17 protein-coding genes are annotated in these 20,179 nt (G+C 43.7%); 14 read left to right on the forward strand and 3 right to left on the reverse strand.

All coding sequences use genetic code 11. From position 1 onward, the window contains the following. Positions 1-27: 27 nt before the first annotated feature. Positions 28-1,608, forward strand: a complete 1,581-nt coding sequence (locus LPY66_RS02025) for a hypothetical protein (RefSeq protein WP_337986465.1) — start codon at positions 28-30, stop codon at positions 1,606-1,608. A gap of 148 nt (positions 1,609-1,756) precedes the next feature. Here the strand turns inward: LPY66_RS02025 and LPY66_RS02030 are convergent, their stop codons facing one another. Continuing rightward, complete coding sequence (locus LPY66_RS02030; protein WP_337986466.1) at positions 1,757-2,311, reverse strand: hypothetical protein; 555 nt, start codon at positions 2,309-2,311, stop codon at positions 1,757-1,759. 554 nt (positions 2,312-2,865) lie between these two features. On the opposite strand from LPY66_RS02030, the gene LPY66_RS02035 reads away from it, so the two are divergent. From LPY66_RS02035 to LPY66_RS02090, 12 genes are all read left to right on the forward strand, one after another. Beyond that, positions 2,866-3,567 (forward strand): response regulator transcription factor, encoded by a 702-nt coding sequence (locus tag LPY66_RS02035; protein WP_337986467.1) that lies wholly within the window; start codon positions 2,866-2,868, stop codon positions 3,565-3,567. Further along, a complete protein-coding gene (locus tag LPY66_RS02040; protein ID WP_337986468.1) occupies positions 3,567-4,481 on the forward strand; it encodes a sensor histidine kinase in 915 nt (304 codons plus the stop codon). The genes LPY66_RS02035 and LPY66_RS02040 overlap by 1 nt, the downstream gene beginning before the upstream one ends. Before the next feature lie 101 nt (positions 4,482-4,582). Further along, a complete protein-coding gene (locus LPY66_RS02045) occupies positions 4,583-5,260 on the forward strand; it encodes an ABC transporter ATP-binding protein (protein ID WP_337986469.1) in 678 nt (225 codons plus the stop codon). Further along, entirely contained in the window at positions 5,257-7,806 is a 2,550-nt protein-coding gene (locus tag LPY66_RS02050; protein ID WP_337986470.1) for an ABC transporter permease, read from the forward strand. The genes LPY66_RS02045 and LPY66_RS02050 overlap by 4 nt, the downstream gene beginning before the upstream one ends. Positions 7,807-7,878: 72 nt before the next feature. After that, positions 7,879-8,361 carry a hypothetical protein gene (locus LPY66_RS02055; RefSeq protein WP_337986471.1) on the forward strand — a complete coding sequence of 161 codons (483 nt, stop codon included), beginning with the start codon at positions 7,879-7,881 and terminating at the stop codon, positions 8,359-8,361. Between the two features lie 11 nt (positions 8,362-8,372). Next, on the forward strand, positions 8,373-9,545 hold the full coding sequence (locus LPY66_RS02060; protein ID WP_337986472.1) for an iron-containing alcohol dehydrogenase: 1,173 nt from the start codon (positions 8,373-8,375) through the stop codon (positions 9,543-9,545). A 288-nt stretch (positions 9,546-9,833) separates the two neighbouring features. Continuing rightward, a complete protein-coding gene (locus LPY66_RS02065; RefSeq protein ID WP_337986473.1) occupies positions 9,834-10,433 on the forward strand; it encodes a GTP-binding protein in 600 nt (199 codons plus the stop codon). Positions 10,434-10,436: 3 nt separating this feature from the next. Further along, positions 10,437-10,862, forward strand: a complete 426-nt coding sequence (locus tag LPY66_RS02070) for a hypothetical protein (protein WP_337986474.1) — start codon at positions 10,437-10,439, stop codon at positions 10,860-10,862. A 38-nt stretch (positions 10,863-10,900) separates the two neighbouring features. Next, a complete protein-coding gene (locus LPY66_RS02075) occupies positions 10,901-11,854 on the forward strand; it encodes a uroporphyrinogen decarboxylase family protein (protein ID WP_337986475.1) in 954 nt (317 codons plus the stop codon). A gap of 203 nt (positions 11,855-12,057) precedes the next feature. Continuing rightward, a complete protein-coding gene (locus tag LPY66_RS02080; RefSeq protein WP_337986476.1) occupies positions 12,058-13,314 on the forward strand; it encodes an S-layer protein in 1,257 nt (418 codons plus the stop codon). Between the two features lie 101 nt (positions 13,315-13,415). Continuing rightward, positions 13,416-15,023: an L-lactate permease gene (locus LPY66_RS02085; protein WP_337986477.1), complete on the forward strand. Its 1,608-nt coding sequence runs from the start codon at positions 13,416-13,418 to the stop codon at positions 15,021-15,023. A gap of 233 nt (positions 15,024-15,256) precedes the next feature. Continuing rightward, on the forward strand, positions 15,257-17,179 hold the full coding sequence (locus LPY66_RS02090) for a DUF2334 domain-containing protein (protein WP_337986478.1): 1,923 nt from the start codon (positions 15,257-15,259) through the stop codon (positions 17,177-17,179). 15 nt (positions 17,180-17,194) lie between these two features. Here LPY66_RS02090 and LPY66_RS02095 read toward each other — a convergent pair whose 3' ends face one another. Then, positions 17,195-18,559 carry an MATE family efflux transporter gene (locus LPY66_RS02095; RefSeq protein ID WP_337986479.1) on the reverse strand — a complete coding sequence of 455 codons (1,365 nt, stop codon included), beginning with the start codon at positions 18,557-18,559 and terminating at the stop codon, positions 17,195-17,197. A gap of 12 nt (positions 18,560-18,571) precedes the next feature. Further along, positions 18,572-18,937 carry a MarR family winged helix-turn-helix transcriptional regulator gene (locus LPY66_RS02100; RefSeq protein ID WP_337986480.1) on the reverse strand — a complete coding sequence of 122 codons (366 nt, stop codon included), beginning with the start codon at positions 18,935-18,937 and terminating at the stop codon, positions 18,572-18,574. A gap of 331 nt (positions 18,938-19,268) precedes the next feature. Here LPY66_RS02100 and LPY66_RS02105 point away from each other — a divergent pair, with 331 nt between their 5' ends. Then, the gene (locus LPY66_RS02105; protein WP_337986481.1) at positions 19,269-19,934 is read left to right on the forward strand and encodes a hypothetical protein; all 666 of its coding nucleotides are present in this window, start codon (positions 19,269-19,271) and stop codon (positions 19,932-19,934) included. The last annotated feature ends 245 nt before the right edge of the window (positions 19,935-20,179 follow it).

The raw sequence follows: 20,179 nt of genomic DNA on the forward strand, positions 1-20,179 counted from the left end.
TATTTTCGTATTTTAGGCCGAAAACACTTGACTTTTCAAAATGACCCCAATAATCAGCGCGAAAGGAGTTATTTCCTTACCTTATTATCTGGGGTGGTTGTTTTGAAGCCTACTGTCTCTCCGCATGATGTCTATCAAGCTTTTGTCATGGATCAACTTCAACGCCATTATTCCGGCGGTATTTTAACCTTAGTTTCTAACGATTGGCCTGTTATCGCCAAGCTTTGGATCACCGATTTATCCGGTATTTCAGCTACCCTTTTGGATTCTTACAGCCTGAGAGGCCCTCAACCTCGCGACCCTTCGGCTATGCTTCGCTCCTACCTGCTTTTTCTCCTCACTCATCCGGAAAAAGGCATCACTCAATGGGTAGATCTTCTGTACCGGGTTCCTCTCTATGCCATCCTTAGCGGGTTTGAACCGGGCGATGTTCCCGGTGTCGGCACGTTTTACGATTTCTTTAAACGCTTTTGGGCGACTGCGGGCAATAACCTGAAACCTCGTCTACAAAAACGCTCCCGCAAACTTAAGAAGGGTAAAAAGAAGGGGGAGAAAGCTCCTTCCACGACTCCCAAACGGGTGGAACGCTTAGTCCGTTGGATGATCGAGCATCAGGATCGTCGCAAGGTCCTACCCATGGACCGTTTGTTTGATTTCTTTCAGTCCCAGTTCCTTGCGGTTTCCCATCATTTGGGCTTGCTTGGCTCTAAGGATTCTCTCACGGTAGCCGCTGATGGGACTCCTGTGGTGACTCAAGCCTACCCTCGCAGCAAATCCACCTGTCTTTGTCATGCCCAAGGCCTTGCGAAATGCAACCATCCTCGCTTGTATTCCCAACCCGACTGCAACTCAGGATGGGACAGCTCACGAGAGCGTTTCTTCAATGGTTACCACCTTTACACACTCACGGCAGCCAACAGTCCGTTTGATTTGCCGTTGTATCCCCGCCTGCATCCTGCTTCCCGGCACGATGCGGTCAGTTTCGTCTTAAGTTCGGTTGAATTTGCGCAACGGTTCTCCTTGGGCATGGTAGTCGATAAAATGTTGCTTGATGCCGCTCATGATGCGGGGCCCATTTATGATCTGTTACTCCATCAGAAGATCGAACCGTTTATTGATCTCAATGACCGGAGTACCAAAAATTCGAACACCCAAAGCGATATCTTGATTTCTTCGCAGGGCATCCCCATTTGTCCGAGTGGGAAGGCAATGAAGCCCTATGGGCTAGACCATTCTCAGAAACGTCAGAAATGGATCTGTCCGACGATGAAGCGGCGAACCACTTATACCTGTCCAAAACCTTGTTCAACTGCCAAATACGGAAGAACCTTTCATACACGTTGCACTGACAATCCCCGGCTGTTCCCACAAACTCCCCGGAATTCAGAGAAGTGGAAGCTCACTTACAAGCGGCGAACGTCTTCTGAGAGAACCAATAAACGCGAGAAAATCGACTACAGGCTGGAATCTGGTCGCCATCGCTCTACGATGATGTGGTACCTACGCATTTACGGCATTATGATGTGCCAGCACATCGATGCTTGGTATGCTCATCGTTATGATGAGTTAAAGAACCTCAAATATCTCATTTTCAATCCGGTTGCCTAATGGCCGTTTTTTTAATAGTCGGTTAGGTTTATTTGGCATGCTCTTTTTTAGAATTGAGTCTCAGATCCCTTTGGATCACTTCCTTCAGATTGAATTTCCAGTTGTTTTTTTGCTTCTAATCCAGTTCATCCCTTTTTATTCCGAGAGGCTATTTATTAAAACTAGCCGAATTACTTTTTATATTTATAAAGCGGGGACTTAGAACGAAAGCCAGAACAAACTGTTTTGGGATTTTATATTTTGTACCAACAATCAGGGATTGGATTTCTTTCTTTTGCAATAGCTTCAATACGGTATTATGGTTTAATCCCGTCATCTCGGAAACATCATGTGAGCTTACGACATCAGGATAATCGGCGTAGATATATTCAAAGTAACTTCTAAGCTCGCTTTCTGATCCAGGAGAGAGTATGGCCGATAATGAAGCTCTTGCGGGGTTAGGTGTTTTGCTCCGAGAGTTAACACATCCCCGTGGTATCATACTGTTAAGCGTCTTATCGCGCTTTTCTAAATAAACAATTATGTCATTTAACGCAATCCTGTATTTCCGTGTCTTTTTCCCATTATTCTCGCAAGGGATTATGCCATTATCCAAAAGATATTTGGCGCTCCGTTTCGCAATATGACAAATTTTATACAGTTGACTTTCACTGACATATTCGGGATACTGCTCCCGTAAATATTCGTATTTTCCTTTTTTCATAGCATCCTCCCGGAGTAATCCAGTTTTTTTGTCAATGGTAGGTGATGCTATTCTTTTAAAGTGTTTTTTAATGATGTCCGTCCTATGTCTGTCTAACGTGCATAAAATTCCGCAAAAACGGGTGACGATTGGAACCCGCTAAGTTTCAGGGAAAAACAAATAGGGAGCCCCCAAAACCCTTGTCTATAAGGGTTTTGGGGGCTCCCTAAATTCCATCACTGTACATCATCTTCCACGAATGTTATAATAAGACGACAGACTCGAAATGCGGCGTACCTGCAAAGGTACCGTGGGTTCGAATCCCACCTTCTCCGCCAGAAATAAGACGCCATCGGAAGATGGCGTTTCATAATAGAAGGTGGGATTCGAACGCGAGGAAAAAGAAAAATATAAATTCAACTCTGGTATATTGCCAGAGTTTTAACATTTTTACTTGGAAAGTTGATGCTAAACAGAAAGACGGGTGTCGTCAAGAAGGGATTTGTCGGTTTAACCCGAAATTACATGTATATCTATTTATGGCCCGTTAACGAGATATCCTGCAACGTCTTTGCATGAATGAGCAGGGGGTGTATGCGATTAAAAAGATTCTGATTATTGAAGATGATATGGCCTTAAGCAATGGAATTGCACTGGCTTTGCAAGATAATGATTTTTCGTTTGTTCAAGCCCAAGAACTGTGTCTGGCAAAAAAGTGCATGAAGGAAATACCGATTGATCTGATTATTTTGGACATTAATCTGCCTGATGGAAACGGCTTGGATTTTCTCAGAGAGCTGCGCAGATCATCCGCCGTTCCGGTAATCATACTGACAGCCAACGATATGGAAACGGATGTCGTTACCGGACTGGAACTGGGAGCAGACGATTATATTACCAAACCTTTCAGCTTGATGATTTTGCGCGCCAGGGTGCACGCACGGCTAAGGAAAGGAAATTTTGCACCTGCCGAAATCATCAGCATCGACTGTTTTCAGTTTGCTTTTGATAAAATGGAGTTTTCCAAAAACGGTATTCCAATCGAACTCAGTAAAACCGAGCAAAAGCTTTTGCGCATATTGATCGCGAACAGGGGTAATACGCTTACCAGAACAAAGCTTGCTGATACCATTTGGAGCGATGGAACGGAGTATGTGGATGAAAACGCCCTTTCCGTATCGATCAAACGGCTGCGCGATAAGCTGGAGGATAAACCTTCTGAACCAAAATATATTAAAACAGTGTATGGAATCGGCTATACATGGGCGGTGAAGTGATGGATCAACTGGTCGTGATGTGTATCCTCGTTGCAGTGGCTGTAGTGTTGATTGGCACGATGGCCATTCTCTTTTATCGCAGAAGAACCCGGCGTACAATTGAAAAGCTGGGGACTATTCTTGACAAAGCGATCAGCGGAGACTTCTCAGAAAGTATATTTGATGAATCCGAATTGTCGGCAGTAGAAGCAAAAATGGCCCGGTTTATGTCCATTTGCACCGTATCATCCAAAAACCTGACTGAAGAACGGAATAAAATCAAAAGCCTGATTTCAGATATATCCCACCAAACCAAAACGCCTATCGCCAACATCCTTCTATACTCACAACTGTTAAACGAGAAACACCTTCCGGAGGATTGCGCCGTATGCGTGAAGGCTTTATCCGCGCAGGCCGAGAAACTGAACTTTCTGATTAGTTCTCTTGTCAAGGCGTCGCGGCTTGAGACAGGTATCATCTCAGTATTGCCAAAGCAGGAAAACGTACAGCGCCTGATTGAACAGGCGGTTCAACAGATTATTCCGAAGGCAGATGAAAAAGGAATATCTGTTTCCGTTGAAAATACCGAAATTCAGGCTGGCTTTGATTTAAAATGGACTACCGAAGCGTTGTATAATATTCTGGACAATGCGGTGAAATACACGGATTGTGGTGGCGCCATCACGGTAAAAGCTGCAGCCTATGAACTTTTCTGCCGTATCGATGTTACAGATAACGGAATCGGCATAGAAGAAGAGGAACACAGCAAAATATTCATCCGGTTTTACCGTTCGACTGCCGTATCCAATCAGGAAGGTGTCGGTATCGGCCTTTATCTGGCCAGAGAAATCGTTTCTGCGGAAGGCGGTTATATAAGGGTGTCATCAACACCGGGCAGCGGTTCAACGTTTTCGGTTTTCTTACCGATGGTTTAAATCTTTCAAAATTGTTAGATTGCAGAAAGAATGTGGAAAGATTGATATGGTATAGTCTGTATTGTAAACGGCAATACAGATTTTTTTATGGAGGAATATAAATGCCAATATTGGAGACAAAAAGCTTAAGAAAATATTATCGAAGCGGTGAGACCGCAGTCCATGCGCTGGATGGTATCGATTTGCAGGTTGAGAAGTCGGAATTTGTTGCGGTTGTTGGAACTTCGGGCAGCGGAAAATCTACACTGCTGCATATGCTTGGCGGTCTTGATCGGCCTACAAGCGGTACTGTAATTGTTGACGGCAAAGAAATCTTTTTGCTGAAGGACGAGGAACTGACAATTTTCCGACGGCGGAAAATTGGCTTTGTATTCCAGAACTACAATCTCGTTCCGGTATTAAATGTTTACGAAAATATTGTCCTGCCTGTTCAGCTGGACGGAAATGAACCGGATCAGGAGTATGTTAGTCAGATTATCGAAACCTTAGGTCTGAACAGCAAACTGAACAATCTACCTAACAACCTCTCCGGAGGCCAGCAGCAGCGCGTTGCCATAGCCAGGGCGATGGCTTCAAAACCGGCTATTATCCTGGCCGACGAGCCCACCGGCAATTTAGACAGCAAAACAAGCCAGGATGTGCTCGGGCTCCTCAAAGTGACAAGCGAGAAGTTCAGACAGACCGTTGTAATGATCACGCATAATATTGAGATCGCGCAGCTTGCCGACCGCATCGTCCGCATTGAGGACGGAAAAATCATGGGCGGTGGACGCGTATGATCAGAGTGAAGAATAAAAAAGCGATCCGCAATCTATCGGATAAAAGCTTGAGAGCCAGCCGTCTGAGGAACAGTGTGGCGGTTATTGCCATCATTTTAACTACGGTTCTGTTCACAGCCCTGTTCACGATCGGCGGCAGCATAATGGACACGCTTCAGGAGAATACCATGCGGCAGGTAGGCACCCGCGCCCATGCAGGATTCAAATTTCTGACGCAGCAGCAATACGATAGTGTTTGCAAGGATCCGAAAATCAAGGATATCTCTTATAACATATTGATCGGCTTCGGAGAAAATCCGGAATTGAATAAAATACATACGGAGATCCGCTGGACGGAGGCCAAGGCTGCGGAGTGGTCATATTCTATACCTACCACAGGCAGTTTACCCGAGGAAAGACATGAAGTTGCTGCCAGCACGGATGTGCTGGACGCCCTAGGAGTTCTTCATCAGCTCGGAGCACAGGTACCGTTGGAATTTACGGCAAACGGTGTGTACTACAGCCAAACATTTACCCTTAGCGGTTTCTGGGAGCAGGACAAGGCATTGGCAGCCAATCAGGTATATCTGTCGCGAGAATACTGCGATGCGGTTGCACCGGTCATTACGATACCTGTCTATGAGAATCCCAATGCGGATATGTCCTATTTGGCAGGGTCCATCAACCCCTCGTTTTGGTTCGCCACTTCCTGGGATATTGACGGGCAGGTATCGGCATTGATGGCACGCTGTGGCTTTGATCCGCAGTATGTCAACTCGGGCGTTAACTGGGCGTATGCTTCGGCTACGGTGGATGCCCAAATGATCCTTGCAATTGCAGGTTTTCTCCTGTTAGTATTGCTTTCAGGGTATCTCATTATCTACAATATTTTTACCATTTCCGTTTCTCGTGATATCCGGTTTTATGGGCTATTAAAGACCATAGGGACTACCGGACGACAAATCAAACACATTGTCAGACGGCAGGCATTTTTACTCTGCCTATTGGGTATTCCTTTCGGTCTGATTTTGGGATGGCTTTGCGGCAAAGTGATTATGCCGGCTGTTATGAGAAGCACTAATTTTGGTGATGCCTATGTGATTTCCGTTAACCCGTTAATTTTTGTTGGCGCGGCTCTTTTCTCCCTGTTTACGGTATGGGTGAGCTGCATCAGACCAAGCCGATTGGCAGCAAGGGTTTCACCTGTCGAAGCAATCCGATATACCGGCGTATCGGCAACGTGCAAGAAAAAAACCCGTAAATACCGCAAATCTACAAAGGTCACACCTGTTTCCATGGCTATTGCCGGGCTGCAGCGCGACCGGAAAAAGACGGTGGTTGTGCTGCTTTCCCTTTCCTTGTCCCTGGTGCTTTTGAATGCGGCCTATACCATTGTTAAAGGTTTTGATATGGAGAAATATGTTTCTGAACGCGTCGTCAGCGACTTCATAATCTCCGATGCCTCGATCCGCAACAGTTTCACGCAGACAGAGGTTCTCGACGGAGTGACGCCGCAGGCAACGGATAAGATCAAACACCTTCCCGGGTTGGAGGACATAGGCAGTGTATATATGAAAGAAAGCAGACATGTTCTGGATAAGAATGGTTATAGGAATACGATGAAGGTACTTGATAAATACAGCGATGAACTGCCGATGCCCTATGCAGAGGAAACAGTCCGTATGGCGCGTGAGGAACACACGCTGCCCTCCCATATTTACGGCATGGATACATTCACAGCGGAGAAGCTGACTATCCGTTCTGGAAAGCCGGATATGGAGAAGTTCCGCAGCGGAAATTACGTTATTGTCAGCAGCTTTTACAATACCGGAGAAGGGATCTACTACCAGGTGGGCGACCGGGTAACAATTGATTTCGGCAACGGTGTTAAGAAGGAATACGAGGTGCTGGCCGTCGGGATGCCGCCTTACGCTCTCGGCCCGCAGCACAGTCACTATCTTGATATTTATTTTACGCTCCCGACTGGTGAATATACGAAAATGTTGGGCAAAACCCAACCGCTCTGCACGGCATTCGATGTTAATGATGCGCACATTATGGAGGCTGAAGCGTGGATCGCAGACTACTGTACCAATGTCGAAACGAGTCTCGATTACGAATCCCGTTATAGTTACATCAAACAGTTTGAGGATACACAGACCATGTTTGCCGTTGTAGGAGGAGCGCTAAGCATTATTCTGGGATTGATCGGCGTGTTAAACTTCATGAATGCCGTAGTGACCTCCATTATGAGCCGCAAGCGTGAACTGGCGATGCTGCAAAGTGTGGGAATGACCGGAAAGCAGTTGCAAAAAATGGTGATCTATGAAGGGTTTTCTTACGCCGGAATGACACTCCTGTTTGCGTTGACCGTCGGCAGCGCAGTCTGTTACGGATTGGTCTGGGCCATCACCAATCAGATGTGGTTTTTCACCTATCACTTCACATTGCTTCCGGTGCTTTTATGCGCACCCCTGCTGCTTACCATCGCAGCGCTAATTCCGGTTCTTGCCTACAAGATGATGGCCCGGGAAAGTATTGTTGAGCGCTTACGCGAAACGGAATAAACAGAATAATATTTTTCTTTATTTTGGTTATCCTATCTTCAGGCTATCTTATATCTGAAGGAAGGTAACCTCATGCCGTTGTTTTTACTTCATCCGCTTTATGCCGTTACTTTTGTCCTGTTATTATTCCTGATGGTACCGCGAAAGGAAATTCAGCGGTTATCCTTATTTGGAATTGTTCTGGGCGGGGGTGGCGATAGTATCGTCCATACTTTTGGGTATATTACAGGATTATTTTCTTGGATAAATTACGGCCCATTTGGATTTATTGGCGTTCACATCTTTGCGAATATCTCCTGGACTGCATTTTTTATTATTTATTTTTATTATCTGCCAAGGCAAAAGCCTTTGACCTATCTATTTGTTTTGGCTGGGATTTTTGCATCGTTTCTTTATTACAACGTAATGCTTGACATCCATATTTTCCAGTCTGTAAACAGGCTCATCCTGCCGCTGATCGGATTTACTGTATGGTTTACGATCGCTACCTGGGCTTTTTTGAAATGGAATCACTATATTGAAGGTAAATGCCGGGAAAAGATGTATCCCTATTAGGAGTGTTAGTCTTGGAAAATACGCATAACTTTTACCTGCCCAAAACAAACCTGATTGGTATCGGCGCCATCAAAGACCTACCTACCCAGCTGTTGTCCTGGAAATTAAGCAAAGCCTTGATCGTTACCGATAAAAACATGATCAAGCTGGGTTATGTGGAAAATATTGAAAAAATACTGAAGAGCCTGTTTATTGCCTATGACATATTTGACGGGGTGTTGCACCCTAATCCGACTGTTTCTTTCGTCGAAGACGGCCTGAGTTATTTTCACCATGGTTTAAATGTCCTTAAAAGAGATTATAAGATAATCATTTCCATTGGCGGCGGGACCAATCATGACTGTGCCAAAGCGATTGCTGCCGTTGCCGCGAATGGCGGTTCAATCATTGACTATGAAGGATATAACAAGGTTATGAAACCTGCCCTCCCTTTGATTGCGATCAATACCACAGCAGGTTCTGCTGCGGAACTCACCCACACCGCCATCATTACGGATGAGTCACGCAAAGTAAAAATGGTCATGACCTCTTCCCTGATGCTTCCGTTTATTTCGGTGAATGATCCCATTTTTATGACGACGATGCCCAAAGAAGTTACGGCCAGTTCAGGATTTGATGTTATCTCCCATGGCGTCGAAGCCTTCGTCTCGACCGAAGCATTTCCAGCCACCGATGCTTTAGCCTTGGAAGCGATCAGACTGGCATTTGAATACCTGCCACGGGCTTATGAGAACGGCAACGATCTGGAAGCACGAGAAAAAATGATGCATGCCAATATCATGGCGGGTATGGCTTTTAATAATGCGGGGCTAGGCTATGTCCATGCCCTGGCGCATCAGGTAGGCGGTTTTTACAGTAATACGCATGGTTTTAATAATGCTGCATTATTGCCGCATGTTTTTAAGTTTAATGCCCCGGCTATTCCTGAGCATCGTATTCTCAAACTGTGTGAAGCCATGGGAACGATGACGCATAACAAGGAGCAAGCCGTGAGTATTATCATTGAATCAATCCAAAACTTATGTTCTAAAATCGGTATCAATCCGAAGTTATCCTTAATGGGATTTAAAATGCCGGATATTAAAACACTTTCCCTGAATGCATTAAAGGACATTTGTGTCATGACGAACCCACGCCAAGGAACAGTGGAAGATGTGATAACTATCTATCAGAATGCTTATTAAAAACCGAAAAGAAATTCAGGTTGACCTATTTATAATCAATGTCCTTACTTTCAGGCATTGATTTTTTGCATGCATTTCGTTTTTCTACGGAAGCAGAAAACTCAGAAATAGATGTGAAGGATTGAATTGCAGATACCTATTGACAATAAAATTATACTCAAGTAGAATTTTAGAGTAAGATGTTTATAAAAACTTATAACTTGTACAACGATTATTGACTACGAACAAGAATCATCGACGAAATAAGGTCTGCACTTTTTTACTATCCATGAGAGGTGAGGATACGCTATGAATGTTTTAATCATCGGCGGCTTTCTGGGATCCGGCAAAACGAGTTTTATCCAACAGTTTTCACGCTATGTTGTAAAGAAATACTGCCAAACAAACCCTGATTTAAAAGTCGTTATCATTGAAAACGAAGTTGGTACAGTGGGTATTGACGATAGCTTGCTCCGAACCAGTGGCCTTGAAGTCAAAGAATTGTTTTCGGGATGTGCCTGTTGTACCTTGGCTGGTGATTTAGCCAATACGATGATTGAATTACAAAAGAAGGCCAATCCTGAATGGGTTATCATGGAGGCGACCGGTATCGCCTATCCTAAACAGATCAGACAAGTACTGCAGGACATAGGAATTGATTCACGTATTTGTGTCCTGGTAGACGCTTCGCGCTGGAAAAGAATATTAACCCCTTTGTATCAGTTACTCACAGCGCAGCTGAAGGATGCTGATGTGATCCTGCTCAATAAGACAGACTTAGTGAATGAAGAGCAAAAACGCGATATTATGAGGTCAATCGATGACTTCAATACGACGGCAGAGCGTATAGAAACGGTCGCTATCGAGAATATGGACACCCGTATTTTTGATGTGGTTATGGGAGGGTAAGATATGCACGATCATAAGGATGACCACGTTCACACTCTCTATACTCTTGAAGGCAAGTATGAGCCCAATCCGCAGGAATCTTCGATTCATATCCATAATACGGATGGGGCTATCGCCGCATCTTTTGCGGTGGATATTGTTGCCGGAAACGAGGTGGAGAAAGTCATCAGCGAAGAAATGCAAAAACTGGCACAATGGGTAAATGATCAAGGCGGCATTATCGGACACATAAAAGCCAAAATGACCGTATCTAAGCCAACGGTATTTCTATCTATTACCTCTGACGTCCTGCAGCGAAAGATAGCTGCAGAAAATCATGCTTCTATCGGTTTGGCCGCTATCGTTTTCAATGTCGATCAGAAGGAGCTGCGAAAAAAGATATCCTCTATTTTCCAGCGCTTGACTGAATTCCAGGCGGCTGACAACTAATTGATGAAGAATAAACTATATATAATGGAGGTTACAGCATGTTAAGCCCCAGAGAGAATTATTTGATTGCCGCCAGAGGTGGTAAGCCGGAGTATGTTCCTTCGTTTATTGAAGACAGCGTGGTATTTCATCCCCCATTTTGGCTAGATTCCAATCCGGACTTTTTTAATATTAAATGGGTTGAAAATGAATACGGCCGCATGCCGAGCGAGGACTGGAGGGCCATGACCGATATCTCCCAATGGAGAGAAACCGCGAAATTCCCTGATCTGTCCAAAATGGACTGGGAAGCCATGATCAAGGATAAGGTTCCTAACATTCCCGAGGACAAAGTAAAAATCAGCATGGTCAATACGGAAGGAATTTTCCTGATCCCGGCAAATATGCTGGGCTGGGTCGATGCCTTATGCACGATTCATGAGGAGCCTGAACAGCTCATTGAGTTCATTGAGGCCATCACAGACTTCCTTGTTGAGGAGATCAAATACGAACAAAAATATTTCAAACCGGATATCATGTTCTTCGGTGACGATGTCGCCTCCACCACGGGGCCATTTATCTCCAAGAAAACGTGGGATGAAATGTACAAACCTTATTTTAAGCGCATGTGCGATGCCATTCATGAAAGCGGTGCCCTTGCTGAGTTTCACTGCTGTGGAAACACAGGTTATCTGATTGAGGAATTTCTAAATATTGGCGTGGATATCTGCCAGCTTCCGGAGCCTAACGACGAGTTAATGGCCATGAAAAAACGTTACGGAAACCGCCTGGTAATCACCGGCGGTTGGGATCGACATGGAGCTGGTTCAAAACCAGGAGCATCTGAGGATGTCGTTCGGCAATCCGTACGGACCGCGATTGATGATTACGGCAAAGATGGAGCCCTTATCTTCTGGGATGGCGGCATTATTGGAAACAGCGAAGACGCCAAACAAAAAATGAAGTGGGTCATGGATGAACTACACAACTATGGCAGACAGATCTATCGTTAATGATATCTCCGATTCGATAGGTTCTGTTTGGATCAATTAACGAAGAAGCGTGAAATAAGAAAGGCTAACTCATTTGGTGAAGACCATTTGGTTAGTCTTTCTATCGTATTGCCATAAATAATAGGCTAATAAAGGAATTATTGTATTTATATAGAATCAATTATCATAACAAGACGAATGCGAGTGTTTTCGGAGGGAAAGATATGAAACCAAGAATATCACGAAATATTGCCATTGCCATATGCGCCATCATTTTCTGTCTTGGAATTGTCACTTACTCGTATGCGCAGAATTCCACGTGGGAAGGCTTCAAAATAGGAAAGCAAGAGGCTTATCTCAGCGCATCGGTAAGTGGAGAGGTTTCCAACGGGGCAGTTGTTTTAACATGGGATCCCATCAATCATTCAAAATTTCTGGGTTATAAAGTCGTTGTTTCCAAAGAAAGTCCCAATCCAAAATATCCGGACAACGGCTACTTGTATTATATTACCGACGCCAATATGACCCATGCTGTGGTTGATAACCAAGAGAATTATAAGAATGGTGATTTTGGTGATAAGCTGGTCCCTGGAGAAAAATACTATTTTAGTATAACAACGCTTTATTCCGATAAAACAGTCGCCGGTGATTCCCTGCAGATGACGTATCCGCTCAGTGCAGTCACCTCGGTGCCACAAGCTACGACCGATGCTACGCCGGTGGTAAAAGAGGAACAGATCGAAAATATATCGCGTTCACCGGCCCCGTCGTCTGAAAAATCTCAGTCGGTTGTACAGGTAAAGCCGGTTGTTAAAGCGTTTAACGACGGCGGAAAAATTATTGTTCAATGGGAGCCAATTAGCAGCGAGTTGCTTCAAGGTTACAAAGTCGTCATTTCCAAAAAAGATTCCTCCCCGGCTTATCCGGAAAACGGCTATTTAACCTATATCACGAATAAAAACACGACGCAGTGGATTATTGACAATAGTTCTGAATATCATGGCGGTGATTTCGGTGGTTATCTGACTCCCGGTCAAGCTTATTATATCAGTATAACCGCCCTTTATAAGGATTGTAAAATTGCCGGAAATGCTGTTCGGGTAACCTATCCTGACAATGGCTATACCCCACAGGATGATACGGTCGATACCCAAAGTAATGAACCGGTCGCAATCACTGTGACACCGCGAGGGAACGATCTGGTATTAAGTTGGCCGGCTTCTTCAGCCTCCAATTTTGAAGGATACAAAGTCGTTATCTCAAAGGATAATCCCAATCCCAAATATCCGGATGATGGCTATTTATATTGGATAACTGATCGCAACAAGACATCCGTCACAGTGAATGCCGACACCTATTATCAAGGTGATATTCAAGGCAATCTGGTTCCGGGGGAATCTTATTATTTCAGTATCAGCATTATTTACCAGGGGTGGGTCATCGTTGGCGGTCCAGCCCAATATGTCACGCTGCCGGAATGATAATTTTTAGCATAGGTACTTTTATTTCCCGGCAAAATAATATATATTTATAAAGTACTTTTTTTAACAATTAAATTTGTAGAATGGAAGGATGGTAGAGAGTGCTTTCACTGCTTCTTGCAATACTGCCGATTGCAGTTATCGTTGTTATGCTCATTGTCTTTAAAAAGCCAGCCCACACCAGCGGGATAGTGGGGTGGCTTGCTGTGTCTCTGGTTGCATTTTTCTTTTTTCAAACATCGGGAGAAGTTATTCTGCGCTCGACGGCAGCCGGCTTCATTAAATCTTTTTCTGTGTCGCTGATTGTGGCAACATCTCTGCTGCAGATGGCTTACATGGAGAAAACGGGCGCTCTGAAACGGATTATTATTTTTATTAAGACACTTGCTTGCGACAATAAAGCCGTGCAGATCATGATGATCAATATTGGCTTCGGAACACTGATGGTCGCTGTCGGAGCTACCCCGGTATCACTGCTTCCGCCTATTTTGATTGCCATGGGTTATTCCACGTATGTAGCGATCGCCCTGCCGGCTATTGGCTATGATGCTTTGTGCACATACGCACTGCTGGGGGCGCCCATTGTCGTCTTTGTCGATATCGCCAACAGCTTCTTAGGCCAAGGCAATGAAATTACATTGTCACAGGCAGGCAGTATTTTTTATATGTTTTTACCTGTAGTATCGACATTAATTGGTTTTTGCATGCTATGGATTGTGGGTAAATGGCAAGGCATTAAAGACGGATTTATACCCGTTGTGGTTACGGGTCTTACCATTTCAGTCGTCGCGTATTTTACGAATCATTATGATAATCTGGTTGTACTCACCGGTGTATTGTCTGGTCTGGCTGTCATTGTCGTGATGATTTTATATTTAAAACTGACTGGTAAAAAAATAATCGATAAAAGCAGATTGACACCTGAAGAACGTGCCTACGAAAAGGAATACCCGTTATGGAAGGCGATTATGCCCTGGATGCTTTTAATCGTGCTTATTTTGGCCCTGAATCTTCCCAAGGAATCATTTGATTATTTATATCGGACACTGACGCTCAGCATTCCTGGTTTATCTGCGGATGGGAAGCCGATTGCGACCAGAGCACTGTGGAATGCTTATACGTGGATTGTCGTGAGTGTTCTAATTTCGATCCCGTTTATGCGGCCAACGGCGAAGCAACTCAAAGAGACGGTTGCCGTATGGTGGCGAAGAGCACCTAAACCCTTTTTCTCGGCTGCGATTTTCTTCGCGATTGGCGAAGTAATGAACATGTCTGGATATAATATGGCATCGAACCTTAATGCAGCACTGCCCAAGACACTCGCCCCGAGTATGGTCAAGGTCTTAGCAGATTACTCTTCTCAAGTATTTCACGATGCCTATGGCGCTATTGTTAGTTTCATTGGCTTATTTGGGGGTTTTATTACCGGCAGTGAGGCATCCACCATTGCTATGTTTGCTAAATATACGATGACAACGGCTAAAAATCTGGATTGGGGCATAACCGGGCTTATTATCGTTACCGCAGGCGTTGCGTTTGGCGGTGGCTTAGCCAGCGTTATATCCCCAGCTAAATTGCAGAATGCGGCTGCTTCGATTGATAAACTAGGAGAAGAAAATAAAGTTATCCGGGTAGCCTTTATATTCTCGCTCATCTTATGTGCGGCAACTGCCTTAGTTGTATTAGCTTTACTCAAATGGTTTGTCTAATCGGTTTATTGACCTCTTCATAATCCACAGAAATCGAGGATTCTTCTTATAAAAGAAAGAAGAATTCTCTTTTTTTTGCGTATCGCAAATAATTACCAGCAAATAAATGTACGATTATTTCCTTTGGATTCTTGTGCCTTTAAAAGCCTTGTTGCTATAATACAGTAGAATCGGTTCATTAATTCGTCAATTTACTTGGTGTTTTAAGAAATAAGGAAAAATAGGTTATATAAATGAAAAAAAACACATTATTTCAAACACTATTTTATCTTACACTGGGTATCATCTGTATAGCGATACTCATCGTTGAGACGAGGGTCTATGCAACAAACACCGGAACTGCCGGTGTCGTTACCAAGGGGACGCCCGCCAAGGGTGCGCCTGTTTTATTAAGACTTGAGGATATCAGTCCAGGCGGTGTATATAAGAAGAAAGAAAATATGCAGAAACTCGGTGTGGTTGCAGCCTATCTGCATCAAGAAGGGGTACCTTTTCAAGTATCGCTTACGCCAAGGGATATAGAGCCGGCTAGCGGGTATGATGTTTCAATCACTGACGACACGGAATATGTAAATGAATTTATGGCTGCCATTAATGCCATTGAGGACGCGGGGGGGATCATCGGTATTCATGGCTATACCCACCAGAGCGGCAGCAGCAACAGTGTGGAAGGGTTTGAATTTTACAATATCGTCAAAAACCACGAGACAACAAAAACATATGATTATGGTGCTGAACGAGTTAAAGAGGCGATTGACTTATTTATGCAAAAGGGTATTTATCCTGCTTATTGGGAAACGCCGCACTATGCGGCCTCTGCACAGCAGCATATCGCTTTTGAAGAACAAATCGGATTGTGTTATGAGATGAATTTTCAGCGATTGCATACACTCCTTAATTATAAAGTCATTAATTATAATGAACAGAACTATAGCGGTCTGGCGATTGTACCGACGCCGCTGGGGTATTTCAGAGTTAACAAAAGTGCCGACACCATGCTTAAATGGCTGGATATTGAACACAAAGCGGGTATTCTCGCGTCCTGCTTCTACCATCCGTCCATTGAATTCAAGTATATCTCTATAACGTATGATGCCAAGGGAAACCCTACGGTTATTTATGACCAGAATTCTCCGCTGCACCAGTTGATCAAAGGGATTAAAGCGCGGGGTTATCAGTTTGTTTCCATCTACTCACTTGTTGGATTTGTTCCGGCACAACGGTTTGTGAATATTCCCATTAATAAAGGAGATGCCATCTTTACCGGCAGGTTTGACCCTGATTTTAACGGTGAAGGCATCCTGATATGGAACAAAAAAACCAATGTATGGCATATGGTTAAGAATACGGCGGCGTGGTATGCACCACGGATGAGTAATACCTTTGAAGATCAGGGTATCTGGTTAGAGGGTATATCTTTGGAACAAGATGTTATTCCGCTTATTGGTTATTTTACGCACAGAAATAAGGAAGATGTGCTGCTGATCAGCCAAAAATCCGGCAGAATGACGATAGCTGAAAACAACGGCCAGCGGTTTGTTCCAACCATTCAAAAGTTGGAGTTATTAAAAAATTTGGAATCAGTGCAATTTATGGCAGGCGATTGTGACGGGGATGGACTGAGTGACCTGTGGCTCTTTGATCAGAACAAGTCGATAATCGGAAAAGTGATGAATCAGGGCGGCTGTTTTACGCAAATTGAATGGCAGCCCTGGAAATTGCCAAAAGCAAAGAACGCCAAAGCGCTTGCCGGAGATTTTAATGGTGACGGTAAAAGTGACATTGTTGTTATCGATTCCAGTAAAATGAAATATACCCTACTGATCAACGGGACAGCAAGAGAAGGAATTCTTACCAAGGAGCCGGACGGAAAACGCATTGATCAGGGTAGTGGTGTTCAGCCAAATATTGCGGATCTGAACGGAGATGGTAAGGATGACTTGCTTCTCTACTCTCCGAAAGGCCTTTGGGAACGATTTGAATATGATGGCAATGGATTGCAGTACGATGGTACATTCGGACCATGGGGATCAAAAGATGGGATCCCTACCTCTGGGGATTTAAATGGCGATGCACGGGCGGATCTTATCATTATCGATGAATTTACAAACGGAACTTATAACCTTAATACAGCAATGTCCGTCTTGGGCAGATAATTGAGACCGTGTACATCATGCCGGTGTATTAACTTCCGCTACCCGCTGTTTACTCAACAGGCTCTTCATTTCGATGAATATGAACGAAATGGTCAGCAGGATGGACAAAGCATCCGCGATCGGGGCTGTTCGCCAAACCCCCTCGATACCCCAGAAATTTGGGAGGATCAAAAGCAAAGGAATAAAGATTAGAACTTGACGGGAAAGCGTAAGGATTGTTGATTGCAGGGGTTTCCCTACGGCTTGAAAGTAATTAGCCGCCACGATCTGAAAACCGAGGACTGGCAGTAATGCCAAAAAAGTTAACATAGCGTGAACAGCGATTTCCGTAAGTGCTGCGTCACCATTGCTGAATAACCCGATAATTTGCTCAGGCCATAAACGGATGACAAAAAAACCCGCAGTGGCAAGACAAATACCGATCAGGGCAGCCTTCTTCAGTGTTTCCGTAACCCGGGAAAACTGTTTGGCGCCATAGTTGTACCCGATGATTGGTTGCGCTCCCTGGCTGATACCGACAATAGGCATGAAAAATATTGTCGATAGGCTCATCACAACACCAACTGCTGAAAGCGCCAGATCACCGCCGAAGGTCATAACACTTTTATTCAGCAGCATTTGCTGTACACTACCGGCAATCTGCATAGCAAAAGGTGCAAAGCCTATTGCCAGTATACGCCTGGTGATGAGCGGATCTGGTTTAAAGTTTTTCAAACGCAGTTTTAAGGTACTTCGGGCGAAGAGAAAATATCCTAATACCCAGCACGCGGACACACATTGGCCGATAATCGTACCCAGAGCAGAGCCCTTCATACCCATTCCCAGCTCGAATATAAATACATAATTCAAGATCACGTTAACAAAAGCCCCCAGGAGCTGAGTCATCATGGATATTTTTGGTTTGCCTTCAGCGCGGATAAAGTTATTTAATCCAAAACTGATAGCACCAAAAACAGAGCCCAAAACAATGACGTTGGTATATTCGAGAGCATAAGGCAAGACATCGTCATTGGCACCAAACATAATAAGTATTTGCTCAGGAAAGAATAAATAAATAAGACTGAGTAATAATGGTATAAACACCAAAAGGACCAAAGCATTTCCCGATATCTGCTCGGCTTCCGCCTTTTTTTGTTCCCCCAGGCGGATCGATATCAAGGCGGTTGCGCCGACCCCAATCAACATAGAGACGGCAAAAAAGACCAGCATGATTGGAAAAGCTACAGTTGTTGCTGCGATGGCAAGTGAACCCAAAGCACGACCGACAAAGATCCGGTCGACAATATTATACAACGCATTTACCAGCATACCGATAATGGTTGGCCAGGAGAATTGCCATAATAGCTTCCCGACACTTAAACTCCCCATATCCTTGTTCATAACTATCACCTTCTATAATTTGTTCATAAATATAACGACGTTCCGTAAATCGGTGATAAACTGTTCGACCTCTTTGGCGTCATAGTTATGGAGGATACTGTTTATATTATTTGCATAAAATTGCATCAATGTTCTCATTTCCTCTTTCCCTTTAGCACTAAGGGATATCAACGATTTTCGTCGGTCATTTATATCTTCGGAGCGGGCGACCAAATCCCATGCTTCAAGCTGGTCGATCAATGATGTCAGACTGCCTTTCTCTATATCTAACTTTTTTCCAATACGTGTCGGTGTTAGTTCTTTCGTGTGGCATAATATGTTAAGAATCTTAATATGATTTTTCTTCAGATGCGGCATTCCCGTATACTGTGTCCGCAACCGACTGAGCAATTTCTCGTGAAAGCTACCCAGGAATGAAAAAAGTAGATCATGTACTTCATTGGCTTCTTGGATATTCATTGCGACACCTACATTAAAAATGATTAGAAAATAAATAATTAGAATACCGACTATAAGAAAAGCGACATTCATTATACTAACATGTTGAGTAGGATAGTGCAATGGTTAATTTGTCATATTGTGGAATCGTTTTTGCATTAATTGAAATGTTATGGTAAAATCCTGATTTGTGTGAAAAAAAAATTAAGCATTCTGCCATAAAAATGAAATTGATCGTTAGTCCAGGCAGAGTCCTTAAGGAGGAAAATTAGTGTTGAGTGAAAAAAGGTTTAGCCGAGTCCTGGCGGTACTCCTGTTTGCGGTTTTTATAACTGCCCAGGCTATGACCACAGGAACAGCAGCCTTTGCCGAAGAAAAGGAAATCGTCCGAATCGAAGAATGCAATCCCCTAAGCAGTAAAGAAATAGCAGAAAGTAATCAAGAAAATCAAAAATATAAAAAGGAAACACTTCAACGAATCGCTCAAGAATATCATGTTGATTATGACTATCTCGAGTATATCTCCCATGTTGAAGAAACGTTCCAGCTTGAACCATATGAACTGTTTGCGCTTATTGCTATCGAGTCTAAATTTGTCTCTAGTACCAAAATGGATGGCGGATCATTATCGTTTAATACGACCCAAATGAAATTAGCGACTGCAAAAACAGCCTATATGGCCATTACCGATTATTATCATCAGGACATAACTTTTCCTGATCAAGCCCGTCTAACGGCAGACAGAAACTATGCCGCTTATTTAGCTGGCGGATATCTGCGCTATCTGCATGATGTCTATAAAAATCAAGGTGAATCCTATACCGCTTATCGCATGGGGATAAACGGAAGATTAACCTATTACCAGGCCTATGGTAATTATGAATCGCCATACGCGGTACAAATCAAGACGCTATCCCAGTCATTTAAACAATATTGATCCTATCGATTGCATTCTATTTTTAAAAATCTTCGGCAAAGCAAAAGACTTTCGTCTCATGACGAAAGTCTTTTTTTAAATTTCAATGTATGACGAGGCATGGCGAAAAAGCTTTGTTCATCTCCCCCAGGAGCGGTGATTAACATGAAGACACGAACCACGTTTAAATAATAAAATGACAGGCAACACTATATTTGTATATTTTTGGAAATATCCCACAATGTGAAATTGTGAATTAAAGGACA

This window comes from Dehalobacter sp. DCM (genome assembly GCF_024972775.1).
Taxonomy (GTDB): Bacteria; Bacillota; Desulfitobacteriia; order Desulfitobacteriales; family Syntrophobotulaceae; genus Dehalobacter.